The organism is Streptomyces chisholmiae (assembly GCF_031845445.1).
Lineage (GTDB): Bacteria > Actinomycetota > Actinomycetes > Streptomycetales > Streptomycetaceae > Streptomyces > Streptomyces chisholmiae.
The window spans coordinates 68,531-93,664 of sequence record NZ_JAVREO010000002.1 but is presented as its reverse complement, the minus strand read 5'-3'; the positions used below and the strand labels follow the sequence as shown (position 1 = coordinate 93,664).

General features: G+C 73.1%; 21 protein-coding genes. 4 read left to right on the top strand and 17 right to left on the bottom strand.

Annotated features, from left to right (window positions below):
- The first annotated feature begins 191 nt into the window (after positions 1 to 191).
- A complete protein-coding gene (locus RM844_RS03270; protein ID WP_311664518.1) occupies positions 192 to 908 on the top strand; it encodes a VanZ family protein in 717 nt (238 codons plus the stop codon).
- A gap of 166 nt (positions 909 to 1,074) precedes the next feature.
- On the opposite strand, the gene RM844_RS03265 is transcribed toward RM844_RS03270, so the two are convergent.
- A complete protein-coding gene (locus RM844_RS03265; RefSeq protein WP_311664516.1) occupies positions 1,075 to 1,464 on the bottom strand; it encodes a hypothetical protein in 390 nt (129 codons plus the stop codon).
- A 163-nt stretch (positions 1,465 to 1,627) separates the two neighbouring features.
- A complete protein-coding gene (locus RM844_RS03260; protein ID WP_311664514.1) occupies positions 1,628 to 2,761 on the bottom strand; it encodes an adenosine deaminase in 1,134 nt (377 codons plus the stop codon).
- A 321-nt stretch (positions 2,762 to 3,082) separates the two neighbouring features.
- On the opposite strand from RM844_RS03260, the gene RM844_RS03255 reads away from it, so the two are divergent.
- Entirely contained in the window at positions 3,083 to 3,991 is a 909-nt protein-coding gene (locus RM844_RS03255; protein ID WP_311664512.1) for a zinc-binding dehydrogenase, read from the top strand.
- Positions 3,992 to 4,014: 23 nt separating this feature from the next.
- Positions 4,015 to 4,932: an AraC family transcriptional regulator gene (locus RM844_RS03250; protein ID WP_311664510.1), complete on the top strand. Its 918-nt coding sequence runs from the start codon at positions 4,015 to 4,017 to the stop codon at positions 4,930 to 4,932.
- A gap of 257 nt (positions 4,933 to 5,189) precedes the next feature.
- Here RM844_RS03250 and RM844_RS03245 read toward each other — a convergent pair whose 3' ends face one another.
- A complete protein-coding gene (locus RM844_RS03245) occupies positions 5,190 to 6,272 on the bottom strand; it encodes a LysR family transcriptional regulator (protein WP_394814411.1) in 1,083 nt (360 codons plus the stop codon).
- Positions 6,273 to 6,307: 35 nt separating this feature from the next.
- Between RM844_RS03245 and RM844_RS03240 the strand changes: the two genes are divergently transcribed.
- Entirely contained in the window at positions 6,308 to 7,756 is a 1,449-nt protein-coding gene (locus RM844_RS03240) for an MFS transporter (protein ID WP_394814410.1), read from the top strand.
- A gap of 318 nt (positions 7,757 to 8,074) precedes the next feature.
- Here the strand turns inward: RM844_RS03240 and RM844_RS03235 are convergent, their stop codons facing one another.
- From RM844_RS03235 to RM844_RS03170, 14 genes are all read right to left on the bottom strand, one after another.
- The gene (locus RM844_RS03235) at positions 8,075 to 9,259 is read right to left on the bottom strand and encodes an amidohydrolase family protein (protein ID WP_311664506.1); all 1,185 of its coding nucleotides are present in this window, start codon (positions 9,257 to 9,259) and stop codon (positions 8,075 to 8,077) included.
- 29 nt (positions 9,260 to 9,288) lie between these two features.
- Entirely contained in the window at positions 9,289 to 10,614 is a 1,326-nt protein-coding gene (mgtE, locus tag RM844_RS03230) for a magnesium transporter (RefSeq protein ID WP_311664504.1), read from the bottom strand.
- Between the two features lie 330 nt (positions 10,615 to 10,944).
- The gene (locus RM844_RS03225) at positions 10,945 to 11,601 is read right to left on the bottom strand and encodes a response regulator transcription factor (RefSeq protein ID WP_311664502.1); all 657 of its coding nucleotides are present in this window, start codon (positions 11,599 to 11,601) and stop codon (positions 10,945 to 10,947) included.
- Positions 11,598 to 12,557: a sensor histidine kinase gene (locus RM844_RS03220; RefSeq protein ID WP_311664500.1), complete on the bottom strand. Its 960-nt coding sequence runs from the start codon at positions 12,555 to 12,557 to the stop codon at positions 11,598 to 11,600. The genes RM844_RS03225 and RM844_RS03220 overlap by 4 nt, the downstream gene beginning before the upstream one ends.
- 467 nt (positions 12,558 to 13,024) lie before the next feature.
- The gene (locus RM844_RS03215; RefSeq protein WP_311664498.1) at positions 13,025 to 14,311 is read right to left on the bottom strand and encodes a thymidine phosphorylase; all 1,287 of its coding nucleotides are present in this window, start codon (positions 14,309 to 14,311) and stop codon (positions 13,025 to 13,027) included.
- Between the two features lie 66 nt (positions 14,312 to 14,377).
- Complete coding sequence (locus RM844_RS03210; RefSeq protein ID WP_311664496.1) at positions 14,378 to 14,782, bottom strand: cytidine deaminase; 405 nt, start codon at positions 14,780 to 14,782, stop codon at positions 14,378 to 14,380.
- Positions 14,779 to 16,068: an ABC transporter permease gene (locus RM844_RS03205; RefSeq protein WP_311664494.1), complete on the bottom strand. Its 1,290-nt coding sequence runs from the start codon at positions 16,066 to 16,068 to the stop codon at positions 14,779 to 14,781. Before RM844_RS03205 ends, RM844_RS03210 begins: the two co-directional genes overlap by 4 nt.
- Positions 16,065 to 17,192: an ABC transporter permease gene (locus RM844_RS03200; RefSeq protein ID WP_311664492.1), complete on the bottom strand. Its 1,128-nt coding sequence runs from the start codon at positions 17,190 to 17,192 to the stop codon at positions 16,065 to 16,067. The genes RM844_RS03205 and RM844_RS03200 overlap by 4 nt, the downstream gene beginning before the upstream one ends.
- A complete protein-coding gene (locus RM844_RS03195; protein ID WP_311664490.1) occupies positions 17,189 to 18,799 on the bottom strand; it encodes an ABC transporter ATP-binding protein in 1,611 nt (536 codons plus the stop codon). Before RM844_RS03195 ends, RM844_RS03200 begins: the two co-directional genes overlap by 4 nt.
- A gap of 273 nt (positions 18,800 to 19,072) precedes the next feature.
- Positions 19,073 to 20,107, bottom strand: coding sequence for a BMP family lipoprotein (locus RM844_RS03190; protein WP_311664488.1), 1,035 nt, complete (start codon positions 20,105 to 20,107; stop codon positions 19,073 to 19,075).
- 193 nt (positions 20,108 to 20,300) lie between these two features.
- A complete protein-coding gene (locus RM844_RS03185) occupies positions 20,301 to 21,500 on the bottom strand; it encodes an amidohydrolase (RefSeq protein ID WP_311664486.1) in 1,200 nt (399 codons plus the stop codon).
- A 257-nt stretch (positions 21,501 to 21,757) separates the two neighbouring features.
- Positions 21,758 to 22,807 (bottom strand): hypothetical protein, encoded by a 1,050-nt coding sequence (locus RM844_RS03180; protein ID WP_311664484.1) that lies wholly within the window; start codon positions 22,805 to 22,807, stop codon positions 21,758 to 21,760.
- Positions 22,808 to 22,911: 104 nt separating this feature from the next.
- On the bottom strand, positions 22,912 to 23,844 hold the full coding sequence (locus RM844_RS03175; protein WP_311664482.1) for an N-acetylneuraminate synthase family protein: 933 nt from the start codon (positions 23,842 to 23,844) through the stop codon (positions 22,912 to 22,914).
- Entirely contained in the window at positions 23,841 to 25,082 is a 1,242-nt protein-coding gene (locus RM844_RS03170; RefSeq protein WP_311664481.1) for an acylneuraminate cytidylyltransferase, read from the bottom strand. Before RM844_RS03170 ends, RM844_RS03175 begins: the two co-directional genes overlap by 4 nt.
- Positions 25,083 to 25,134: the final 52 nt, after the last annotated feature.

Below are 25,134 nucleotides of genomic sequence, written 5' to 3'. Positions count from 1 at the left end.
GCTCACAGTGCGGACGGGGAACCGACCGCGCCCGGATGGGCGTCCTGATCTGCGTGCGGCACCATCCTGCGGGCTCAGCCGAGCCAACGCCCCCCGCCGGTAGCCGCCCGACCGGTCGTTCCGCCGCCAGGCGCGCGGAGCCGGACGGGCCCACTCCTCGCGTCCCCGGACGGCTCAGGGCCTGCGCCGGGGTGTTGCTCCTCGGTTATCTGCTGCTGGTCTGCTGGCTGGCGCTGCGTCCGCTCACCCTGTTGTGGGTCTCGCCCGCCAACCTGGAACCGCTGGCCACCCTGCGCGCCGACCTGGCCAGGGGGCCCGTGGAGGCCGGCCGCACGGTGGTCGCCGGGCTGGTCAGGCTGGCGCCGCTCGGGGTGTTGCTCCCCCTGCTCGGCGCGCGCCTCGGCGGGGGCCGACTGCTGTCGCTGAGCCACACGGTCTTCCTCGGCGCGACGCTCTCGCTCGGTCTGGAGGCCGCGCAGACCTTGGCGCCCAGCCGGGTCAGCGACATCGACTCGGTGCTGCTCAACACGCTGGGCGTGGCGCTGGCGCACCAGGTGGCCTACGGGCCGCTGCGGCGGTACGCCCTGGTGTCGCCGCGGGGCTGGGCGGCGGACGCGCCGCCGGACCCGGCGCCGGCGCCCGCGCCGACCGCTGACCAGCGGCGGGGCCGGCGGCCGACGCCGGGCCGGGAGCAGGCGTTGGGCGGACCGCGGCACCAACCGCGGGACGGGGTGCGGGCGCCGGAGCCGGGTCGGGGGCCGGGCGCCGGCCCCGGGTCGGGGACCGGACCCGGCCCGCAGACCGTGAGCCGGGCGGGCGGCGGGCACCCGGCAGCGCCGCCGCCCTGCCCCGGCCACCGCGCCGTGGAACGCCGCCCCACCGTCCACCGCTGGCCGGCGCGCACCTGACCGCGCCGGCCGGCCGGACCCCCGCGGAACGCCCCGAGCTGGCCGCCGCCGGCCCGGCCGCTGGCAGCACCAAGGGCCGCACTTCCCGGGGGTGGCGGGGGAAGTGCGGCCCTGGGAACCGCCGCTCAGCGGCGGTTCGGCGGCCCCGGAAGCGGGGAGCGCCGAGTCAGCTCAGCGCGCCCAGCGCGCCGGTCACCGAGCCGGCGACACCGGAGACGCCGCCGAGGTTCTCCACGGTGCCGAGGGCACCGGGGGCCAGGCCACCCAGCAGGTTCTGGGCGTCGACCGCGCCGGTGGTGTGCGTCAGGGTCTCGGTCGCGCTGGTCAGCGCGCCGTTGGTGGGGGTGGACCGCAGCACCTCGCTGCCGACGCCCTCGACGTTCCCACCGGCCACCTGGTTCACGGTGTCCTCGACCGGGATCGAGCTGGCGACCTGGCCCGTGGCGGTCGCCAGGCCCTCGTTGAGGCTCATGGCGGAGGCGGAACCGGCGGCGGTCGCGGCGAAGGCGGCACCGAGGGCGGCCACACCGAGCGTCTTGGCGGTTGCGTGCTTCATCAGTAGGACTTCCTTGGGTGTGTTGAGAGCGGCGAGCCCGAAGGTAGCCAGGGGAAACCCACTGTGGCAATGAATCGAAAAGTGTGCCGTCGCCCGAAACTCCCCCGGACGGCGGAGCGCGCGATATCTCGACGCCCGCCCCCGAGTTCACCAAAAGCCCTGCTCAGAGCGGTGCTTGCGCACCTTCATGGAACAGCCATGCGGAGCGCAGCGCGGCATATCCGGGCTTGATCACGTCATTGATCATGGCCAGACGTTCATCGAAAGGAATGAATGCGGATTTCATCGCATTGACCGTGAACCACTGAAGGTCGTCCAGCGTGTAGCCGAATGCCTGTACCAGATGGGTGAATTCACGACTGAGACTGGTGTCGCTCATCAACCGGTTGTCGGTGTTGACGGTCGCCCGGAACCGCAGCCGGCGCAGCAGCCCGATCGGATGCTCGGCGTACGAACTGACCGCACCGGTCTGCAGGTTGGATGTCGGGCACAGCTCCAGCGGGACACGCTTGTCCCGCACGTAGGCGGCCAGCCGCCCCAGCGTCACCGAGCCGTCCTCGGCCACCTCGATGTCGTCGATGATCCGCACCCCGTGCCCCAACCGGTCCGCCCCGCACCACTGGAGCGCCTGCCAGATGGACGGCAGGCCGAACGCCTCGCCGGCGTGGATGGTGAAGTGGTTGTTCTCCCGCTTGAGGAACTCGAAGGCGTCCAGGTGCCGGGTGGGCGGGAAGCCGGCCTCGGCGCCCGCGATGTCGAAGCCCACCACGCCCGACTCGCGGTGCGCGTTGGCCAGTTCGGCGATCTCCAGGGAACGCGCCGCGTGCCGCATCGCGGTCAGCAGCGCGCCGACCCGGATGCGCCGGCCCACCGCGGCGGCCCGGCGCTCCCCCTCCCGGAAGCCCGCGTTGACCGCCTCCACCACCTCGGTCAGCGTGAGGCCGGCGGTGAGGTGCTGCTCGGGCGCGTACCGGACCTCGGCGTAGACCACGCCGTCGGCGGCCAGGTCCTCGACACACTCGGCGGCCACCCGGCTCAGCGCGTCGGCGCTCTGCATCACGGCGGTGGTGTGCGCGAACGTCTCCAGATACCGCTCCAGTGAACCGGAGTCGGCCGCCGCCACGAACCACGCGCCCAGCTCGGCCGGATCCCGCGTCGGCAGCTGGTCGTAGCCCTGCTCCCCGGCCAGCTCGGCGACGGTGGCCGGGCGCAGCCCACCGTCCAGATGGTCGTGCAGGAGCACCTTGGGCGCCCGCCTGATCTGCTCTTCACTCGGCACGCTGCTGTGGGTGGTCACTCCTCAACTCTACTCCCTACGCGCGTAGATGTCCCCGGTTCCGACATTTTCGGCAGCCGTCGGCCGCGTCGCGGGGAGCTGTGCCCCGCCGCCGTGCCAGCGTGCCCGCGCCCGCACAGCGTCGTCCACGGACACGTGCGGCGCTCGACGCCGCGCGTGAGCCGCACTGACACAGATCGTCAACTGATCGGTTCGCACGGGACTGGTCGCCGTGCTGGTCCTGCGTAGGGTTTCGAGGAGACGGCAGTGCGGCGTTTCGCGCACTCCGTCCGTTGCCGCGCCGAGTGTTCAGGCGCATTCACGAGAGAAGGAAACACGCCCATGCGCGCCCTTGTGGTCGATCACGGCGAGGCCGGACCCGTCCGGTTCGCCGACGTCGATGAGCCCGTGCCGTCCAGCGGCGAGGCGTTGGTCGAGATACGGCACATCGGTCTCAACTTCGGCGAGCTGAACTACGCGCACCAGTGGCCGGCCGGCGCGGTGCACGGTCACGACGCGGCCGGCGTCGTGGTGCGCGCCGCGTCCGACGGCTCGGGGCCGCCCGAGGGGACGCGCGTCGCGCTGGGGATGTCCGCCCACGCGTGGGCGGAGCGGGTGGCGGTCAGCCCCGCCTCGCTCGGCACCGTCCCCGAGGGCGTGGATCTGGCCGACGGTGCCGCGCTGGGGATCGCCGGGGTCACCGCGCTGCGGGTGCTGCGCAAGCGTTCCGTGCTGGCGCGCGATGTCCTGGTCACCGGAGCCAGCGGCGGCGTGGGACACTTCGCCGTCCAGTTGGCGGCGCTGGCGGGCGCCCGGGTGACGGCACTCGTGGGTTCGCCGGACCGGGCCGCCGGACTCCGCGAACTCGGGGCCGACGTGGTCCTGACCGACCTGGCCGAGACCGAGCGCCGGTTCGACCTCGTCCTGGACACGGTCGGCGGGCCGCTGACGGCCCAGGCGTGGAGTTCCCTCGCCGAGGGCGGCACCATCCACCTGGTCGGTTACTCCTCGGGGCAGGACACCACGTTCCCGTCAGGGGTCCTGTTCGGCTTCGGCGAGCCCCGCACCATCGCCACCTACGGAGACATGACGCCGACCAGCGGGGATCTGACGGACCTGCTGGGCCTCATGGCCGCCGGCAGGCTGTCGGCACCGGTCGGACTGCGGGGCGGCTGGCAGGACGTGGACGACGCGGTCCGGGCGCTGTTCGCGCGGAAGGTGCACGGAAAGATCGTTCTTGACGTGGTCTGACGCCCGTCGACGAGAATGGAACGATGGACGTACTCGCGGAAGCCTTGCGGGTGTCGGGTGCGCGGGGGGCGCTCGGGGTCGTGCTGAAGGCGGGAGGAACCTGGGGCCTGTCGCTCGATGCCCGTCCGAGAGCCGCGCTCCACGTGGTGTCCCGCGGCACGATGTGGCTCCACGTCCCGGGCGAGAAGCCCCTGGAGGTGCGGGCGGGAGACGCCGTCCTGTTGGCGCCGGGCACCGCCCACGGGATAGCCGGCGCGTCCCGTACCACGTTGGGTCCCTGTGACCGGAAGGCGACGGTCCAGGCCCTCACCGACGGCAGCGCCCTGCACCTGGGCTCGGCACCGGCGCAGACGGAGGTGCTCGTCCTGCGCTACGAGCAGGACCCGGAGGTGAGCACGCCGGTACTCACCTCCCTCGTCCGGCCGATGCACGTCACGAGCCGGGAGAACGCACAGCTCAGAAAGACCGTCGAGCTCCTCACTGCGGAGCTCGCGCAGCCGCAGATCGGCACCACCGCCGCCGTCAACAGCATCATCGACCTGCTGCTCGTCCAGTTCGTACGCGTCTGGCTGACCCGCCACCCGGAGACGCGATCCGGCTCCTGGCTGGGCGCGATGCGTGATCCGGTCGTGCGCGACGCCCTGGCATGTGTCCACGCCCGACCGGAACACCCCTGGACCACCGCGTCCCTGGCGGCCGCGACGGCCGTCTCCCGGACGACGCTGTCCAGGCACTTCCGGTCCGCCCTCGGACAGACGCCGGGCGCGTACGTGACACAGTGGCGCATGGACCTGGCGTCCGTCCGGCTCCGCGACACCGACGAGCCGGTCGAGTCGATCTCCGGCGCGGTCGGCTACGCCTCTCCGCACGCTTTCAGCCGAGCCTTCCGACGTGCCAGAGGCATGCCCCCGGGCGCGTACCGTTCTCGACTTCGCCGGTGATCGTGGGCAGGCGGTGACCGGGACCACGTGAGCACACGTCCGGTCTGGGCGGCTGGCCGAGGGCGACGCGCCCCGGCGCCGATACGCGGCTGAGGAGCGCGGATGGTCGCCGAACGATCGGGTGCCATCGGAAACGGGCGACGGTAGATCACGACAGTCCCCCCGTACCGGAGGGCGGTGCCGGCCGGCGGTCAGTGGTCTCGTCGGCGGGAGCGACCGTGCGGCGAGGCGCGTCGGGCCGGGGCGCACCGGGTGACTCACCCCGGGGTCAGATGGCCTCGGCGGCCCAGCAGGAATCGGCGGAAGGCGGTCACCGGCGCGGTCTCGGGGCGGCCGGCCATCCAGGCCACCCCGATCTCCCGGACCGCGCGCGGCGCGGTGACCGTCAGCTCGTGGACGCCCGGGCGGGGCAGCGTCGGCGGCGGCAGCAGCGCCACCCCGAGCCCCGCCGCGACCAGGCCGCGCAGAGTCTCCGGCTCCTCCCCCTCGAACGCGATCCGGGGCCGGAAGCCGGCCTGTTCGCAGAGCGCGTCCGTCAGCCGGCGCAGCCCGTAGCCGGGCTCCAGGGTGACGAAGGACTCCTCGGCCGTCTCCGCCAGCCGGACCCGGCGGCGGCCGGCCAACCGGTGGTCGGCCGGCACCACCAGATAGAGCCGCTGCTCGTCCAGCCGGCGGGTGACCAGGTCGGGCGCGTCCGGCACCGGCGAGGTCAGGCAGAGGTCCAGCTCACCGGCCCGCATCCGTTCGATCATGTCCTCGCCGTAGCTCTGCACCAGCGCGAACCTGACCCGCGGGTGGGTCTCCCGGAACTCCCTGATGAGGGTCGGCATGGTCTCCGGCCCCATGGTGTGCAGGAAGCCGAAGGCCACCTTGCCGGCCGCCGGGTCGGCGTCGGCCCGGGCGGCCTCGGCGGCCCGGCCGACCTCCGCCAGGGCCCGTTCCACGGCGCGGGCGAAGGTGCGGCCGACCGGGGTGAGCGAGACGGTGCGGCCGTGCCGGGCCAGCAGTGCCACGCCCAGGTCGGCCTCCAGCCGGGCCACCGAGCGGCTGAGCGTCGGTTGGGGAACGCCCAACTCCCGGGCGGCCTGGGTGATGTGCTCGTGCCGCGCCACTCCGGCGAACTGTGCCAGCCGGGGCGCCAGCAGCACCGCCGGCGCGTCCCACGCCAGCTCGGCGGCCTCGGTCACCGGAGCCTCGGCCGGAGCGCCGGGCGCCGCCCCCGGCGGCGGGGACGCGGCGACCGCTGTTGCCGAAGTATCTTCTCCGTTGCGGAACGATGACATGGCACCCCTTAGCCTGCACTCATACCGAGACGCATCAATACTGGCACCTTGACGCATTGGACGTAATAAAAGGGCCGCCGTACGTTCGAACCATGCCCAGCCTCGATACCAGGGCTCCCGCCACCGTGGGAGCCCCCGCTCCGCCGTTCGTTCACCCACACCGCCGACGGATCAACCTGGCGCTCTTCGCCATCGGCATGGCGACCTTCGCGATGCTGTTCTCCACCCAGGCGCTGCTGCCCGACATCGCCACCGCCTTCGCGGTCTCGCCCGACCAGGCCAGCTGGACCGTCTCGGCGACCACCATCGGGCTGGCCCTCGCGGTCCTGCCGCTGTCCACCCTCTCCGAGCGCTTCGGCCGGGCGCGGCTGATGACCGTCTCGGTGGCCGTGGCCACCGCGCTGGCCCTGCTCATGCCGTTCGCACCCGACCTGACCAGCCTGATCGTGCTGCGCGCCCTCCAGGGCGCGGCGATCGCCGGCATCCCGGCCTCGGCCGTGGCCTATCTGTCGGAAGAACTGGCCGCCAGGGCGACGGTCGGCGCGATCGGCCTGTTCATCGCCGGCAACAGCGTCGGCGGGATGTCCGGCCGGGTGCTCACCGGCTGGGTCGCCGAGGGCGCCGGCTGGCGCGCGGCGCTGGCCGCGGTGGCCGGGCTGGCCGTGGTGGCCTCGCTGGTCTTCCGGCTGGTGCTGCCGAAGCCGCGGTTCTTCACACCGGCCTCGCTGCGGCCCCGACGGGTGCTGGCCTCGGTCGGCGGCCACCTGCGGCGCCCGCTGCTGCTGCGGCTGTACGCGATCGGGCTGCTGCTGATGGCCGCGTTCAGCGCGGTCTACACGGTGATCGGCTTCCGGCTGGTCGCCGAGCCGTTCGGCCTCTCGGCCGGGCTGGCCGGCTCCGTCTTCGTGATCTACCTGGTGGGCACCGTCTCCTCGGCGGTCTCCGGGCCGCTGCTCGACCGGCTGGGACGGCGCGGCGCGCTCTATGTGGCGATCGGTGCCACGGTGGCCGGGCTGCTGCTGACGCTGACCACCTCGCTGGCGGCCGTCCTGGCCGGGCTGGTGCTGATCACCGGCGGCTTCTTCTTCGGCCACGCCGTCGCCTCCGGCTCGGTGAGCCGGGTGGCCACCCATGGCAAGGCCCACGCCTCGGCGCTCTACCAGGTCGCCTACTACCTGGGCGCCAGCCTGGGCGGCACGGCGGGTGCCGCCGTCTACCACCGGGCCGGCTGGGCCGGACTGGTCTCGTTCGCCCTGGTCGCCCTCGTGGCGACGGCGGCGATCACGCTCTACGCCACGGCCCGGGCCAGGGCCACGGCCGGCGCTCCGGCCGGTGCCACGCGGGACGCCGACCCCGGCGCCCGGTCCGGCACCCCTGCGGGTGCCAGGGCCGACATCCCGGCCGGTGCCGCGTCCGGCGCCGCCTCGGGTGCCGTGGCGAGCACCGCCGTGGCGAGCACCGGGGCCGGCGTTCCGGCGGGCGCCAGGGCCGGTGCCGCGTCCGGTGCCGCGTCCGAGCTGGCGCCCCGCCTGGCGGCCTGACCGGCCGGCCGGGCCCGAGACCGGGCGGGTGGCGGGGACGGCGGTCGGGGCCGCCCCCGCCACCCGTTCCCGCTTCCCCGCTTCCCCGGGGCGGCGAGCCGCCCGAAGGGCGCCGCCCCGACGCCCCCGCCACCCGGTCTCCCTCTCGGGTGGACGCCGCGCGGTTCCGCCCCCGGGTGGACCGCGCCGCCTGGTCTTCCCCCGCGTGATCCGCGCCGCCCGGTCCGCCGGGCTCTCGCCACCGCTCCGCCGGGCGCGCCGCCCGGTCCGCCGGGCTCGCTGCCGGGTCTGCCGCCGCCCCGCCCGGACGGGCCCAGGTCAGAAGACGGGCCGCGCCACCTCCGGCGTCGCGGGGCCGACCACCCGGCGGCCGTGGTGCCAGACCGCGCGAACGCGGTCCGCCAGGGCGTCCGTCGCCAACTCGGCACCGGCCAGCAGCACCAGGTCGGCGCGCTTGCCGGGGGCGATCTCGCCCCGGTCCGCGGCGAGACCGAGCAGCCGGGCGGCGTCCAGCGTGGCCGCGCGCAGCGCGCCGGCCGGGCCCAGGCCGGCTTCGGCCAGATAGTGGATCTCGCGCAGGGCCTCGGCGTACGGCCGCTCCGGGGCGTCGGTGCCCATGGCGATGGGCACCCCGGCGGCATGGGCCAGCCGCACGGCCCGCCGGTGATCGGCCGCGTGCGGGCTCGCCTCGCCGCCGTGGGAAGTGGAGAGGGTGGGCACCAGCCAGGTACCGGACGCGGCCATGGCCGCGACGGCCGCCTCGTCGAGGAACGTGCCGTGCTCGACACTGCGCGCCCCGGCGCGCGCGGCCAGCTCCGCGGCCCGCGCCCCGTGGGCGTGCACCATCACTCCCCGACCGCCCTGCCGGGCCGCCTCGTCCACCAGCGCGGTCATCTCGGCCTCGGTCAACTGCACGTCATGCACCCCGCGCCCCAGCGTCAGGGAGCCGGTGGCCGTCACCTTGATCCAGTCGGCGCCGGCCCGGACCATCCGGCGGACCACCGCGCGCGCCTGGTCGGGCCCGTCGAAGACCGGGTCCGGCAGCCCCGGGTCGCCGAAGCCGTCCACCGGGCCGTACCGCGCCGACCAGTGGTCGCCGAGGCCGCCGGTAGTGCACACCTGACGCAGCGAGACCAGCACGTCGGGCCCCTCGAACCAGCCCCTGGCCAGCGCCAACGGCAGCCCGGCGTCCGCACCCCAGGCATCGCGGACGGTGGTGATGCCCTGCGCCAGCAGGGTCCGCAGCGCCGGCACCGCCGACAGCGGGCGGGTGGAGCGCGGCCGGTCCCCCGGCTGCCCCAGGGAGGCCCCGAGACAGAGGTGGACATGGCAGTCGAGGAAACCGGGCAGCAGCAGCCCGCCGGCGCAGTCCACCGCCGTGTCGCCGTCAAGTCCGGTGCCCACGGCCAGGATCCGGTCGCCCTGGAGCAGCACCTCGGCCTGTTCCACCCGCCCGGAGGCGGGCTCGAACACCGCACCGCCGGTCAACAGAGTCCTCGTCATCGTGCTCCCGCTCGCCGCCCTCGGCCCGCTCAGATGCCAAGCACCAGCTTGGCCGTGCTGAAGTAGATCACCAGGCCCGTGGCGTCCACGAGCGTGGTGACCATCGGCGCGGAGACCACCGCCGGGTCGATCCGCAGCTTCTTGGCCAGCAGCGGCATCATGCCACCCACCGTGGAGGCCCAGGCGCAGATCACGATGAGGGTGAGCGCCACCACCGCCGCCACGTCCCAGCCGACGAAGAGACTGCCGACCAGGAACCCGACCACCGCCAGCATCGCGCCCAGCAGCAGCCCGGTCCGGCACTCCCGCCAGATCACCCGCAGCAGGTCGGAGGTGCGGACCTCGCCGACCGCCAGCGCGCGTACCGCCGCCGTCGCGGCCTGGGCCCCCGCGTTGCCACCGGTGCCGATCAACAGCGGCACGAAGAGCGCGAGTTGGGTGACCTCCTCCAGCACGCCCTCGTACATCTGGGTGACCGAGACGGTGAGCGTCGCGGCGACCAGCAGCAACATCAGCCACAACATCCGGATGCGGGAGAGCCGGAAGACGCTGGCGGACATGTAGTGCCGCTCCAGCGGCTCGGACCCGGCCTGCCGGGCGACGTCCTCGGTGTCCGCCGCCTCGATCACCTCGAAGGCGTCATCGCTGGTGAGCAGGCCGACCAGCCGGTCCTCGCTGTCCACGACCGGCAGGTCGAGGACGTTGGTCTCGCGCATCAGCCGGGCCGCGTCCTCGGCCGGCTCGGTGGCCCTGGCCATCGGCGGGGCCGTCACCACCAGGTCCCGCACCATCGCGCCTGGCTCGCTCAACACCAGCTCACGCAGCTCCACGATGCCCGTCAGCCGCCGGCTGCGGTCCACCACGGGCAGCGTGTAGATGGTCTCCGCGCTGCCACCCCGGCGTCGCACCACCTCCAGGGCCTGGCCGACCGTCAACTCCTGTTGCAGGGCGACGGTCTCGGGGGTCATGAAACGGCCGACCGAGCCCTCCGGGTAGCCCAGCAGGGCGGCCGTCATCTGGCGCTCGTGGGCACTGAGCCCGGCGAGCACGCGCTTGGCGACCTTGGCCGGGGCCTCCTTGAGCATCCGCGCCCGGTCGTCCGGGTCCATGTGCTCGACCAGGTCGCGGAAGGCCTGGTCCCGCAGGCCCTCCAGGATCTCCTGCTGGTCCACGGGCTCCAGCTCTTCGAAGACCTCCAGCGCCCGGTCCTTGTCCAGCAGGCGGAAGGTGACGACGGACTGCACGGCGTCCATCCGGGCGATCTCGTCCGCGATGGCGTACGGCGGCTGGGTCTCCAACCACTCCAGAGCGCCGGCCAGATCGTGCTCGTCGAGCAGCATGGGAAGGTGCGTCATGACGGGGGAACCCCCTGGGAACGAGAGACGGGCACGGACATCCGGTGCGTGCGCACACGCCCAACGCCCCAGGCGGACTCGCTACCTGGACGAGGGGGCGTGGCGCGATGGATGACCGGGAGGTTCACTGCGCATCGCAGCGTCACCTCCCGCCGTCTCGTTCCGTCAACGCCACCACAAAGGGTACTAGCCACAGCAGACGATCATGGCAAGAAATCCGACATTACGGACGGCGCTCGGGCGACGATCCGGCAAACACACACCCGCCGGCGCGCGCCGGGCGAACACGAGGTCCCCCTGTCACCGAACATCCTTCTCACCCCGGCCTCCTCAGCGGGACAGCGACACCAGGCCCGTCTCATAGGCGAGGATCACCAGGCGAACCCGGTCCCGGGCGTTGAGCTTGGCGAGCAGCCGGGTCAGGTAGGTCTTCGTCGTGGCCACGCTGATCCGGAGCTGCTCGGCGATCTCCGTGTTGGACAGGCCCCGCCCCACCAGGGTCAGCACCTCACGCTCGCGGTCGGTGATGCCGTCGGGGCCCGCTCGCCGGGCCACCGGCACCGGGGGACGGTCCGCGAACATCCTGATCAGCCGACGGGCGATCCCCGGCGCCAACTGCGCGTCCCCGGAAGCCACGACCCGCACCGCGGCCAGGATGTCGTCCAACGGCATGTCCTTGACGAGGTAACCAGCGGCCCCGGCCCGCAGCGCGCCGGAGACGTAGTCGTCGTCATCGAAAGTGGTGAACACCAGGACCCGGGCGGCCCCCGCGCCGGCGATCTGCCGGATGGCCTCGATGCCGTCCATGACGGGCATCCTGAGGTCCATCAGGACCACGTCCGGAGCCAGCTCCGCCGTCAGCCGGACCGCCTCGGCGCCGTCGCCGGCCTCGCCCACCACCTCGACATCCGGCACCCCGGCGATGACCGTCCGCAGCGCGGCGCGGATCAGCGGCTGGTCATCGACGAGCAGCAGCCTGATGGTCATCCGGCACCGCCCGCGGGCTCCGCCGCGCGGCCGACGGCGGCCGCCACCGGGACCGGCAGCCGCGCCGCGACCGGAACGCCTCTCTCGGGGCGCGGCCCCGCCAACCCGTCCCGGAGCAGGGGGACGCGCTCCGCCATCCCGGCCAGGCCGTACCCGCTCACCGCACCACCGGCCGAACCCTGCCCCCGGTCGCGGATCTCGATGGCCAACTCGGCCTCGCCGGAGTCGATATGACTCTCGCCGCAGTCGGCGTCCGCGCGCCGGACAACGTTGGTCACCGACTCCTGGCCGACGCGGAAGGCGGCCAGCTCCGTCTCGACCGGCCGTGGCCGGCGGCGCCCACGGCAGCACACCTCCGCCCGGACTTCGACGGCCGAGACCGTCTCGACCGATCGGGGCACATCCGCCAGGCCTTCGGGCAGCCCGTCCAGAGCCCGCCCCGGCGACCGCTCCGCCGCGATGGCGGCCGGCGCCCGATCGGCCTCCCGCAACGCGCCGAGCGTTCGGCGAGGACCTGCGGACGTCTCCCGCCCCACCCACTCCGCCGTGAGCATCGGCTCCCGGGCACCGGCCGGTCGGGACGCGACCACCCGGGCCGCCGCGCCGGCCCGCACGGCGACCACCCCGATGCCGTGGGCGATGGTGCCGTGCGTCTCGCGGGCGACGCTCAGGCGTTTCGCGGTCACGGCCTCGGTCTCGGCCTCGGTGGGCGGCTCCCCGGCGTGCGCCCGCGTCCGGGCCGCCGAGTTGCTCAAGAGCCAGGCGATCACGTCGGTCAGCGCCGCACAGGGCACGGGAGCTAATCCGGAGCCGCGCAACAGCGCCCTCCCCGCCGACACCAGGGCGGACGCGAGGACGAGCGGGATGTCCACTGGCCACGGCGCCAAGCCGCCCCACGGACAGCCGTCCGAAGGGGTGTGCCGTGCCGGCAGCACCGCGTACGCCAGAACGGGCACGAGGGCCGCGAGACACCAGACCAGGGGCGCCCAGGCACCCGGGGGCACACGCCCGGGAAGAGGCGGGGAGAGGACGGGGGGTCCGGACAGCGGTCCGGACGAGAAGGCGAACATGCCTCGCATCGTAAGCGATTGAACACGGAGCGTCATCAAACTCTGGTTGTACAACCCCAGCTAGATAACGGAGAGCTACATTGTCGACCGTGGCTGGACGACACGGGTCGTCCCCCACCGGCACCGTAGTGCGCATGCTTCTTCTTCAGCACCTGAGCGGGCGCCCCGGCCGGCGCCCCAACGCCTCCCACCCCACGCGGCACGACACCCGGCACGACGTCCGACACGGCATCGGACCCCGACTCCTCGCCGTCCTCCGGTGGGTTGCGGCCGTGCTGCTCGGCGCGGTGGTCGCGCTTGTCTCTCGCCGGCCGGCGAGAGACAAGCGCGACCGACGGGCGGTCGACCCGCGGTCAGGCGATGCGGTCCAGCACGGTGGACGGTGGGGTGACGGTGTGCGCCTCCTCGGGCGAGGCCACCCGGATCGCCTCGCCGGCCAGCGCCTCAAGCGCGGCGTCGAACCGCTCCGGGGTGTCGGTGTGCAGCGTCAGCAGCGGCTCCCCCTCGGTCACCGCGTCGCCGGGCTTGGCATGCATCTCCACGCCCGCGCCCGCCTGCACGCTCTCCTCCTTGCGGGCCCGCCCGGCGCCCAGCCGCCAGGCGGCCAACCCCACGGCGTAGGCGTCCAGGGTGGCCAGCACGCCGGTGGCCGGCGCCCGGACCACGTGCTGTTCCCTGGCCACCGGCAGCGGCGCGTCGGGGTCACCGCCCTGGGCGCTGATCATCCGCCGCCAGCGGTCCATCGCCGAGCCGTCGGCCAGCGCCCGCTCCGGATCGGCGTCCGGAAGTCCGGCCGCGTCCAGCATCTCCCTGGCCAACGCCAGGGTCAGCGCCACGACGTCCGCGGGGCCCCCGCCGGCCAGTACCTCGACGGACTCGCGCACCTCCAGGGCGTTGCCCGCGGTGCGGCCCAACGGCGTCGACATGTCGGTGAGCAGGGCAACCGTCCGCACTCCGTGGTCGGTGCCGAGCCCGACCATGGTCTCGGCCAGGGCCCTGGCATCCGGCAGCGTCTTCATGAAGGCGCCCGAGCCGACCTTGACGTCCAGCACCAGCGAGTCGGTGCCCTCCGCGATCTTCTTGGACATGATCGAGGAGGCGATCAACGGCAGCGACTCCACGGTCCCCGTGACATCGCGCAGCGCGTAGAGCTTCCGGTCCGCCGGGGCAAGACCGGCGCCGGCCGCGCAGATCACGGCGCCCGCCTCGTCCAGGACACGAAGGAGTTCGGCGTTGTCCAGGCTGGCCCGCCAGCCGGGGATCGACTCCAGCTTGTCCAGCGTGCCGCCGGTGTGCCCAAGCCCCCGGCCGGAGAGCTGGGGAACGGCCGCACCGCAGGCGGCGACCAGGGGCGCCAGCGGCAGGGTGATCTTGTCGCCGACCCCGCCCGTGGAGTGCTTGTCCGCGGTGGGCAGCGGCAGCGCGGAGAAGTCCATCCGCTCTCCGGAGGCGATCATCGCCGCCGTCCAGCGGGCGATCTCGCGCCGTTCCATGCCGTTGAGCAGGATGGCCATGGCGAGCGCCGACATCTGCTCGTCGGCGACGTCGCCGGCGGTGTAGGCCGCCACCACCCAGTCGATCTGGGCGTCGCTGAGCGCCCCGCCGTCGCGTTTGGTGCGGATGATCGAGATGACGTCCATGTCAGTTGCGCATCCGTGCTGGTGAGTTGGGCCGGTGGACAGGGTGGAGCCGCGGGGCTCCGGCGGTCAGGCGCGGTCGAGGTGCCAGGCGTCGGGGAGCAGCTCGGCCAACGGGCGCGGGCCGTCCGGCAGGTCGATGAGCAGCTCGGGACCGCCGTGCTCCATCAGCAGCTGCCGGCAACGACCGCAGGGCGTGATGATCTCGTCCGCCCCGTTGCAGCAGGTGAAGTGGGTGAGCCGGCCGCCGCCCGTGGCGTGCAACGAGGAGACCAGGCCGCACTCGGCGCACAGGCCGAGCCCGTAGGAGGCGTTCTCCACGTTGCAGCCGGTGACCAGACGGCCGTCGTCCACGAGGGCCGCGGCACCCACCGGGTAGTGGGAGTAGGGGGCGTAGGCCCGGGTCCTGGCGTCCCGGGCCGCCGCGCGCAGCGCCGCCCAGTCGGGCGCGCCCTCCTCCGTCGGGGTCGTCAACTATCCGCTCCTCGTCGATATGACTGGCCCACCGCGCGTGGTGTTCTCAGGCGTTGGGCGAACAGGGTCAGCACGAGCAGCGTAGTCAGGTACGGGCTCGCGGTGACCAGCTCCAGAGGCATGGTGTCGGTGGCCGCGTACCAGGCCCACAGGAGCACCGCGGTGCCGGCCAGTGCCGCCGCCACCACCTTCCGGCCCCGGAGGAACTGCCAGATCGCGACGCCCAGCAGGACCAGCGCGAAGAGCAGCAGCGTGGCGTGGACGACCGCGCCGCCGCCCCGGGTCTGGAGGGCGTCCATGAAGCCGAAGAGGCCGGCGCCCGCGGCGACCCCGCCGGGCCGCCAGTTACCGAAGATCATGGTGGCCAGGCCCAGATAGCCGCGCCCACCGGTCTGGCCGTCCTGGTACATCCGGATCAACACGGCGAGGTAGGCGCCGCCCAGCCCGGCGAGGCCGCCGGAGACCGCCAGCGCCACGTACTTGTAGAAGTAGACGTTCACCCCGAGGGACTCGGTGGCCTGCGGGTTCTCGCCGCAGGAGCGAAGCCGCAGCCCGAAGGACGTGCGCCACAACAGCACGTAGGTCCCGATGAAGAGCAGCACCGCCACCACGGTCAGCCAGGAGACGTTGTGCACCGCAGCCCGCAGCACGCCAGCCGCGTCGGAGATCAGGAACCAACGCTGGTCCGCCAGGTCGCCCAGCCAGTCGGAGATCCCCGGCACGCTGAACGGCTCTATCCGCTCCATCGGCGGCGACTGCTTGTCGTTGCCGCCGGCCGCCGCGGCCTCGCTGCCCTCGGCGCCGAACCATTGCTTCGCGAGGAACTGCACGACGCCCAGGGCCAGGATGTTGATCGCCACACCGGAGACGATGTGGTCCACGCCGAAGGTGACGGTGGCGACCGCGTGCAGCAGTCCGCCCAGGGCGCCGCCCACGATGCCGGCGGCGACCGCCGCCCAGGGCCCGTGCTGCCAACCGATCCAGCCGGCGGCGAAGAGGCCGAGCATCATCATGCCCTCAAGGCCGATGTTGATCACGCCCGCGCGTTCGGCCCACAGCCCGCCAAGGCCGGCCAGCCCGATGGGCACCGCGAAGGTCATGGCCGAGACCCACTGGGCGGTGCCGGTGAGGCTGTTCTCGTCGGTAATCAACCGCACCAGGGAGAGCAGCAGCAGCGCGCCGGCGACCAGCAGCAGCGCCTTGGGATAGGTCAGGCGACGCCGGCCGCCCTCCACCGGGCCGCGGGGGCGGACCCGTTCCGCGAGGGTGTTCAGGGTGGTGGTCACGCGGACACCTCCGCCGGGTCGTTGTCGCTCTTACGCGCCTGGGCGAGCTTCTCGCCGACCAGACGTTGCTGCCGGCGGACGCCCCAGCGGCGCACCAGTTCGTAGGCGACCACCACGGAGAGGACGATGATGCCCTGCATCACGCCGACGATCTCCTGGTCGAATCCCTCGAACTCCAGCTGGGTACCGGTCCGTTCCAGGAAGGCCCAGAGCAGCGCCGCGAAGCCCATGCCGATGGCGTGGTTGCGGCCGAGCAGGGCGATGGCGATGCCGGTGAAGCCGAGCCCCTCGGGGAAGTCGTTGCCGTAGTTGCCCGACTCGTTCAGCAGTGTGGGCATGCCGACCAGCCCGGCGACCGCGCCCGAGAGCAGCATCGCGGTGACCACGGTGCGGGACACGCTGACGCCGCTGGCCTCGGCCGCCGACTCGGAGCGGCCGACCGCGCGCAGGTCGAAGCCGAACCGGGTCCGGCTGAGCACGAACCAATAGGCCACCGCGACCAGCACGGCGATCAGCACCGTCCCGTGGATGGGCTGCACGCTGGTGGAGAAGGAGAAAAAGTGACTGGACTCCGGGATGTCCGGGGTGTGCACGATGTTGCCCTCGCGCTCGGCCAGCCTGCCTTCCTTGAGGAAGTAGGCGATGAGCGAGCCGGCGATGAAGTTCAGCATGATGGTGGTGATCACCTCGCTGACGCCCCGGGTCGCCTTGAGGTAGCCGGCGATGCCGGCCCAGATGCCGCCGCAGACCATCGCGACCAGCAGGATCACCGGGATCTGGAGGAAGCCCGGCAGGCTCAGCGCTCCGCCGACCACGGCGGCGAAGAACGCGGCGACCCGGTACTGGCCGTCCACCCCGATGTTGAAGAGGTTCATCCGGAAACCGATGGCGACGGCCACCGCCGACAGGTAGTACGGGATCGCCTTGTTGATGATCCAGACCTGGCTGTCGCTCTTGATGCCGAAGTCGAACATCACGGAGAAGGCGGTGAACGGGTTGTCGCCCGTCACGCCCATCACCAGCGAGGTGATGAGGACCGCGGTGGCCAGGGCGAGCAGCGGGGCGGCGCCGCCCAACACCAGGCGTTCACGGCGCTGTTCGGTCAGGAAGCCGGGGGTCTTCACCGGTCACCTCCCTCGGGGTCGGCGGGGTCGGAGGTCCCGGCGTCGGGGGCCCCGGCCGCGTCGGGGGCCTCGGGGGCGGCCGGCTCGCCGGCCCGGGCCGTCAGGTGGCCGCTGGCGGTACCGGTCATGGCGGTGCCCAGCTCCTCGGGAGTGATGGTGGCGGGGTCGGCGTCCGCGACCAGCCGGCCCCGGTACATCACCCGCAGACTGTCGGAGAGCCCGATCAGCTCGTCCAGGTCGGCCGAGATCAGCAGCACGGCCAGCCCCTCGTGCCGGGCCCGCCGGATCTCGTCCCAGATCTGCGCCTGGGCGCCGACGTCCACGCCCCGGGTGGGGTGCGCGGCGATCAGCACCTTCGGCTGGTGGCTCATCTCCCGGCCGACGATCAGCTTCTGCTGGTTGCCGCCGGAGAGCGAGCCGGCGGTGACCTCGATGCCCGGGGTGCGGACGTCGTACTCCTCGACGATCCGCCGGGTGTCGGCCTTGGCCTCCTTGGCGGTCAGCCAGGGGCCGCGCGAGTTGGGCGGCTCGGTGACGTGACCCAGCATCCGGTTCTCCCAGAGCGGGGCGTCGAGCAGCAGCCCGTGCCGGTGCCGGTCCTCCGGCACGTAGCCGATGCCGGACTGCCGGCGGTGCCGGGTCGGGGCGGCGGAGATCTCCTCGCCGTCCAGGGTGATGGTGCCGCCGTCCGGGGTGCGGATGCCCATCACGGCCTCGACGAGTTCGGCCTGCCCGTTGCCCTCCACCCCGGCGATGCCCAGCACCTCCCCGCGGTGGATGGTGAAGTCGATGTCCGCGAGCACCTCGCGGCGCAGGCCGTCCGAGTCGACACCGGAGAGGTGCAGCCCGGCGACGGTGAGCATGGGCTCGTCCGTGACGGTGGACTCGCGGGTGGCCGGGGTGGGCAGTTCGCTGCCGACCATCAGCTCGGCGAGCTGCTTGGGGTTGGTCTCCGCCGGCACCACGGTGCCCACGGTGGTGCCGCGCCGGATCACCGTGATGTCGTCGGCGACGGAGAGCACCTCGCCAAGCTTGTGCGAGATGAACAGGACGGTGAGGCCCTCGGCGGTCAGGTCGCGGAGGTTGTCGAAGAGCGCGTCCACCTCCTGCGGCACCAGCACCGCGGTGGGCTCGTCCAGGATCAGGGTGCGGGCGCCCCGGTAGAGGACCTTGATGATCTCGACCCGCTGCCGGTCGGCGACCCCGATGTCCTCGACCAGCACGTCGGGCCGGACGCTCAGCCCGTAGGCCTCGGAGAGTTCGGCGATCCGGCGCCGCGCGCCGGCGCCGATGCCGTGCGCCTTCTCGGCGCCCAGCACGATGTTCTCCAGCACGGTGAGGTTGTCGGCCAGCATGAAGTGCTGGTGCACCATGCCGATGCCGCGGGCGATGGCATCGGACGGGCCCTTGAAGGAGACCTGCTGCCCGTCGATGGTGATGGTGCCCTCGTCGGGACGCTGCATCCCGTAGAGGATCTTCATCAGGGTCGACTTGCCCGCACCGTTCTCCCCGACCAGGGCGTGCACGGTTCCGCGCCGGACGGTGATGTCGATGTCGTGGTTGGCGACCACGCCGGGGAAGCGTTTGGTGATGCCGCGCAGGACCACCGCGGGGACGTCGGCGGAGCCGGCGTCCTCGGCGGCCGGGGGCGGACTGCTGGAGGCTGGGATGACGCACTCTCCTCGGGAACGAAGGAGCGAAGCCCTGCGGTGGCCGGGCGGGACGGGTGGGGCAGACGGTACCGCGTGGGGGGACGGCGGTGGCGCGGGGGCCGCGACCACGGAGGACACCCGCCGGCGCCCGCGCCGTGCGCCCCGGGGTGGGGCGCGCGGCGCGGGCGCGAGGCCGCTGCCGGACGGACCCCGAGGGGCCCTGGTGCGTTACGGAGTGTCGTTGACGGTGATCTCGCCGCCGACGATCCGCTCCGCGGCGGCGTCGATCTCCGCCTGGATGTCGTCGATGAACCCGCCGGAGGTGGACAGCTCCACGCCCTCCTCGGCCAGCGTGTACTCGTGCACGCCGGACGGGGCCTCGCCGTTGTGGACGGCGGTGATCAGGTCCTCGACGGCCACGTCGACCCGCTTGACGCCGGAGGTCAGGATCGAGTCCTGGTACTCGGCCAGGCCGGGCTGCTGGTACTGGTCGGAGTCCACGCCGATCGCCCAGGCGCCCTCGACGCCGGCGACCTGCTCGATCGCGCCGGTGCCGGAGGAGCCGGCGGCGGTGTAGATGACGTCGACGTCCCGGCCGAGCATGGCGTTGGCCTTCTCGCTGGCCCGGGCCGGGTCGTTGAAGCCCCGGTCGTCGTCGGCGTAGAGGTAGTCGACCTCGACCTCGATGTCCGGGTTGGTCTCGGTGACGCCCTGGACGAAGCCGGCCTCGAACTTCTGGATCAGCGGGTTGTCCACACCGCCGATGAAGCCGACCCGACCGGTCTCGCTCTTCAGCGCGGCCGCCACGCCGGCGAGGTAGGAGACCTCGTGCTCGGCGAAGACCATGCCGTAGATGTTGTCGCCCTCGGGGGCGGCGTCCACCACGCCGAAGGTGGTGTCGGGGAACTCGGGCGCGACCTCGCGGATGGCGGCGTCGTAGAGGTAGCCCACGCCGATCACCGGGTTGAAGCCCTCGTTGGCCATCGAGGTCAGCCGCTGGACGCGGTCCGCGTTGGTCTCGTTGTTGCGGGCGGTCTGGTACTCGGGGGTGATACCCAGGGCCTCGCCGGCGCGGTCGGCGCCGACGGCGGCGGCCTCGTTGAACGAGTGGTCGTCACGGCCACCGACGTCGAAGGCGATGCCGGGGCCCTTGTCCCCCTCGTTGTCGTTGGACTCGGTCGAGCTCTCCCCGCAGGCGCTGGCGGTCAGGGCCAGCGTCGCGGCGAGGGCGACCGTTGCTGCGAACCTTGATACGCGGCGCAAGAGGCCTGTCCCTTCACTCTGAAAGCGCCTCTTACGGCGCTGTTGGGCCGATCGTAACGCGCGTAGAACCGGGTGGCAGCCATGCGTTCAGCCCGTTATCAGATCGGTGTTAAGGCAACGTGGACGCAACATGGGCGGGTGTCCGATGTCACTCGTTCGGCCCCACCCGCCCATGTCTCCGCCCGCCTCGCTCTCAGCCCAGCAGCGCCGCTGCGGTGAGCAGGTCCACCCCGACCGAGATGGCGTGCTCGTCCACGTCGAAGTCGCCCTGGTGGATGTCCCGTGGGGCCGCCGAGCTGTCCCCCCGGGGGCGCACCCCGAGCCGGGCCATCGCGCCCGGCACCTGCTCCAGGTACCAGGAGAAGTCCTCGCCGCCCAGGGACTGCTCGGTGGACTCCACCCGGTCGGCGCCGAACCTGGCGGTCATGGCCTCCGCGAGCAGCGCGGTGGAGGACGGGTCGTTGACCACCGGGGGCACGCCCCGGATGTACCGCAGCTCGCACTTGGCGCGCCACTGGGTGGCCACCTCGTCCACCGCGGCGTGCACCAGGTCGGGGGCCAGCCGCCAGGTGTCCAGGTCGAGGCAGCGCATCGTGCCGGACAGCTCGGCGGTCTGCGGGATGACGTTGGGCGCGTGCCCGGTGGTCAGCCGGCCCCAGGTGACGGCCAGCCCGGCCCGGGTGTCGACCCGGCGGGCGAGCAGCGCCGGCACCTCGGTGGCGACCTTCGCCGCCGCGGTGACCAGGTCGGTGGTGAACTGCGGGCGGGCGGTGTGCCCGCCGGGGCCGTCGAGCCGGATCTCGATCCGGTCGCAGGCCGAGGTGATCGCCCCGGTGCGCAGGCCGATCCGGCCGGCCTCGACCTTGGGGTCGCAGTGCAGCGCCAGCATCCGGCCGACGCCCTGGAGCACCCCGGACTCGATGGCGTCCGGCGCGCCGCCGGGCAGCACCTCCTCGGCCGGCTGGAAGATCAGCCGCACCGGCCGCCGCAGCCGCCCCTCGGCGGCCAGCCTGGCCAGCACCAGGCCGGCGCCCAGCACCACCGTGGTGTGCACGTCGTGCCCGCAGGCGTGCGCCCGGCCAGGGATGGTGGAGCGGTAGGGGACGGTCTTGGTGTCGGGGATCGGCAGGGCGTCGATGTCGGCGCGCAGCCCGAGCAGTTCGCCTTCGGCACCCGCAGGCCGTACGTCACAGACCAGTCCGGTGCCGGTGTCAAGAACGCGGGGGGCCAGACCGGCCCGTTCCAGGCGGTCCTTGACGACGGCCGTCGTACGCACTTCCTGGTTCCCCAGCTCGGGGTGTCGATGCAGGTCACGACGGAAGGCGATCAACTCCGCACGCAGCGCGTCATCGAGCGTTGTGGGGGTGGACTCCGGAGACAGCAGATCACTCACCTGACCGAGATTAGCCCCGATCAGCGCCGCGTGGACCGTTGATCAAGCAAAGTTCACACAACCGAATCGATCGACGCGGGTTGAGTCGACTCCCGACTGGGTATGAGTGCTCTCTTATCCACGCTTGCTCGTGATTGCCCTGATCTTGGCCGAAGTTGTCGGTGTGACGAACGGGGCGACGGGGGCAGCGGGGGCGACGGGGGCGGACGGCGCGGAAGGGTCGCGGGCGCGGGCACGGTCGTGGTGGGGGGCGGGTTTCAGGACTGTGGCGCCGGCAGCGAGACCAGGCCGTGGGTGCCCCGCGCGGTGCTGGTGACCGAGGAGAGGAAGCCACTGGCCCGGGCCGTGACCCGGTCGGTGAACCAGCCCTCGGCCAGGTCGCAGACCAGCACCCGCACCCGGGTGTCGGCCAGCACCCGGGGCAGGGTGTGCACCACGGTGGAGGGGAAGCTCAGGATGGTGTCGCCGATCGGGCCGCGCCGGGCGACCAGTTCCAGCGGGAGGTCGGGCCTGACCACCTCCACCCCGGCGTGCTCGCCGAGCCGGCGGAGCTTCTCCGCGCTCTCCCGCCGGTGCGCCCAGTACCGGGCCACCCCGTGCTCCCTGGCCAGGTCGGCGACGGCCGTCAGATAGCGGTCCTCCCGGAGCACCCCGGTCTCCACCAGCGAGGTGCCCACCAGGTCGGCGCCCCGGGTGACCCGGGGGTCGCCGAAGTGCCGCCGGGTCCAGGGGAAGTCGTTCTCGGTGATCGTGATGCCCTCCAGCGGGGGCACCGGCATCGCGGTGAACACCTCCACCGCCCGGTCCCGGCCCGGCCGCAGCCGGTGCACGGCCCGCCGGGCGACCGGCGCGAAGAGCATCGCGGCCGCCCCCCGGGCCGCCGGCCGGTGCCAGCGCACCAGCCGTTCCCCCTTGGCGAGCTGCGAGACGAACTCCATGGTCGCCGTGCCGTCGTCCACCACCACGACCGACCGCGGGCTGCTCAGCGAGAGCAGCAGCTGGAGGTAGCGGGAGAACGGGTCCCCCACCACCAGCCGGCGGGCCCGGCGCAGCGGCCCGGCCAGCGCGGCCAGCGCCCGCGGCGGCGCGCCGGCGCCGCCGCGCGCCTCCTGCCAGCGGACGTGGTAGCCGGACTCCCGGGCCAGCCGCGCCATCCGGCGCAGCTGACCTCGGGTGGTCGGGTCCCTCGGGGGCAGCACCACCACCGCGCAGTCGCCGGTCTCGGTGGCACTGGCCCACTCCAGAATGTTGAGCAGCTGGACCGGGCTCTCGGCGAAGGCCAGTGTCTCGGCCTCGGACTCCCTCATGGACCTCTCCGTCCGGATTCCCGTAACGCTCCGCGTTCCCGGCCGCCGCGTGGTGGCGCGGCGCGGCGGTGGGGCCGGCGCCGCGGGCGCCGGCGTGACCGGTCTCAGACCGAGGCCGGCTCGGGGGCGTCCGTGCCGCGCTCGGCGACCACGCCCCGCACCCGGCGCAGCTTCTTCATCGGGCCCAGCTCGCTGTCGTAGACCCGCTTGACACCGTCACCCAGGGACTCCTCGATGATCCGGATGTCCCGCACCAGCCGGGCCAGACCCTGCGGCTCGACCGAGGCGGCCTGGTCCGAGCCCCACATGGCGCGGTCCAGGGTGATGTGCCGCTCGACGAAGACGGCGCCGAGCGCGACGGCGGCCAGCGTCGTCTGGAGCCCGGTCTCGTGTCCTGAGTAGCCGATCGGCACGTTGGGGTACTCGGCCTGGAGGGTGTGGATCACCCGCAGGTTGAGCTCCTCGGCCTTGGCCGGGTAGGTGGAGGTGGCGTGGCAGAGCAGGATGTTCTCGCTGCCCAGCACCTCGACCGCGTGCCGGATCTGCTGCGGGGTCGACATCCCGGTGGACAGGATCACGGTTCGGCCGGTGGCGCGCAGCGCCCGCAGCAGCTCGTCGTCGGTGAGCGAGGCGGAGGCCACCTTGTAGGCGGGCACGTCGAAGTCCTCCAGGAACCTCACGGCCTCGGTGTCCCAGGGGGAGGCGAACCAGTGCAGCCCGCGCTTGACGCAGTACTCGTTGATCGCCCGGTACTCGTCGGCGCCGAACTCGACCCGGTGCCGGTAGTCGATGTACGTCATCCGGCCCCAGGGGGTGTCCCGCTCGATCTCCCACTGGTCGCGCGGGGTGCAGATCTCGGGGGTGCGCTTCTGGAACTTCACGGCGTCGCAGCCGGCCTCGGCGGCGGCGTCGATCAGCGCGAAGGCGTTCTCCAGGTCGCCGTTGTGGTTGATGCCGATCTCGCCCGTGATGTAGACGGGGCGGCCCGGGCCCACGATGCGGTCGCCGAGCTGACGGAGCCGGTTTCCTGCGGTCATGATGCTGTCAGTTCCTTTCCGAGGAGCCACGAGGCGATCTCGCGGACCGCGCCCGCCCCGCCCGGCGCGGAGGTGACCGCGCGGGCGGCGGAGCGCACGACGTCATGGGCGCTGGCGACGGCCACCGGCCAGCCGACCAGGTGGAAGCACGGCAGGTCGTTGACGTCGTTGCCCGCGTAGAGCACGCGCTCCGGGGCGATTCCTGCTTCCTCACACCACTGCTTGAGCGCGAGGTCCTTCCGGTCGACGCCGTGCATGACCGGGACCCGCAGCTTGCGGGCCCGGGCGGCGACCACCGGGTTCTCCTCCGTGGACAGGATCAGCAGGGGCATCCCGGCGCGGCGCAGCGCGGCGATGCCGAGCCCGTCACCGCGGTGGACCGAGACGGTCTCCCGTCCGTCGGAGTCAACGAGCACCCGGTCGTCGGTCTGGGTGCCGTCGAAGTCGAGCACCACCGCGTCCACGTCGGCGCGGGTGGGCAGGTAGTCGGGGAAGTGGGGGAAGCGCGCGAAGCCGTCGAGGTCGCCGGCGGAGCCGGTGGCTATCGCGTTCCGCCCACCGTCCAGCAGCGGCGCCAGCGCGCGGGCGCGGGCCAGGTCGTGCGGGTCGTCGATCTCCAGCACCCGCGCCGGGTCGGCGCGCACCAGCTCGGTGCGGCCGAAGAACCGGTGCCGCTCGGCGCGGAAGCCGTCGGCCCGCATCGCGTAGGCGGCGCCGGTCTCCAGCAGGTCCTGCGGCCGGTCCTGGCGCCGCGGCCGGTAGGCCTTGTCGTGGTTGACGCCCTGGCCGCCGGTGGCGGCGGCCTCCCGCCAGACGTAGCCGTGGAACGGGGCGACGGTGAGCGCGGTGTCGGCGCCGTCCAGCACGGCGGCGGCGACCCCGTCGATCTCCTCGCGGCTGATGAACGGGCTGGTGCACTGGATCAGCAGCACCACGTCGACCCGCACCCGGTGCCGCTCCTCGTACACGCCCATGGCGTGCAGCACGGCGGCCTCGCTGGTCGCGGTGTCGCTGGAGATGTCCTCCGGCCGCTCGATCACCTCGGCGCCGGCCGCGTGCGCGGCGGTGGCGATGCCGGGGTCGTCGGTGGAGACCACCACGGAGGTCAGCAGCCGGGCCGCCCGGCACTCCCGCACGGCGCGGGTGATCAACGGGGCGTCCCCCACGGGCGCGAGGTTCTTGCCGGGCACCCCCTTGGAGCCCCCGCGCGCGGGAATCACGGCCAGCACTGTGCTCATGGCTCACGCCTTCGTTGTGATCGGCTCGGTGCGGTGACCGAGAGGTGGACGT

Coding starts and splice junctions, on each gene's coding strand:
- RM844_RS03240 (WP_394814410.1), top strand. CDS start 6,308: ATGCCCAGCCTCGATACCAGGGCTCCCGCCACCGTGGGAGCCCCCGCT.
- RM844_RS03175 (WP_311664482.1), bottom strand. CDS start 23,844: ATGACCGCAGGAAACCGGCTCCGTCAGCTCGGCGACCGCATCGTGGGC.
- mgtE (WP_311664504.1), bottom strand. CDS start 10,614: ATGACGCACCTTCCCATGCTGCTCGACGAGCACGATCTGGCCGGCGCT.
- RM844_RS03235 (WP_311664506.1), bottom strand. CDS start 9,259: ATGACGAGGACTCTGTTGACCGGCGGTGCGGTGTTCGAGCCCGCCTCC.
- RM844_RS03255 (WP_311664512.1), top strand. CDS start 3,083: ATGCGCGCCCTTGTGGTCGATCACGGCGAGGCCGGACCCGTCCGGTTC.
- RM844_RS03170 (WP_311664481.1), bottom strand. CDS start 25,082: ATGAGCACAGTGCTGGCCGTGATTCCCGCGCGCGGGGGCTCCAAGGGG.
- RM844_RS03250 (WP_311664510.1), top strand. CDS start 4,015: ATGGACGTACTCGCGGAAGCCTTGCGGGTGTCGGGTGCGCGGGGGGCG.
- RM844_RS03225 (WP_311664502.1), bottom strand. CDS start 11,601: ATGACCATCAGGCTGCTGCTCGTCGATGACCAGCCGCTGATCCGCGCC.
- RM844_RS03245 (WP_394814411.1), bottom strand. CDS start 6,272: ATGCGTCAAGGTGCCAGTATTGATGCGTCTCGGTATGAGTGCAGGCTA.
- RM844_RS03215 (WP_311664498.1), bottom strand. CDS start 14,311: ATGGACGTCATCTCGATCATCCGCACCAAACGCGACGGCGGGGCGCTC.
- RM844_RS03265 (WP_311664516.1), bottom strand. CDS start 1,464: ATGAAGCACGCAACCGCCAAGACGCTCGGTGTGGCCGCCCTCGGTGCC.
- RM844_RS03180 (WP_311664484.1), bottom strand. CDS start 22,807: ATGAGGGAGTCCGAGGCCGAGACACTGGCCTTCGCCGAGAGCCCGGTC.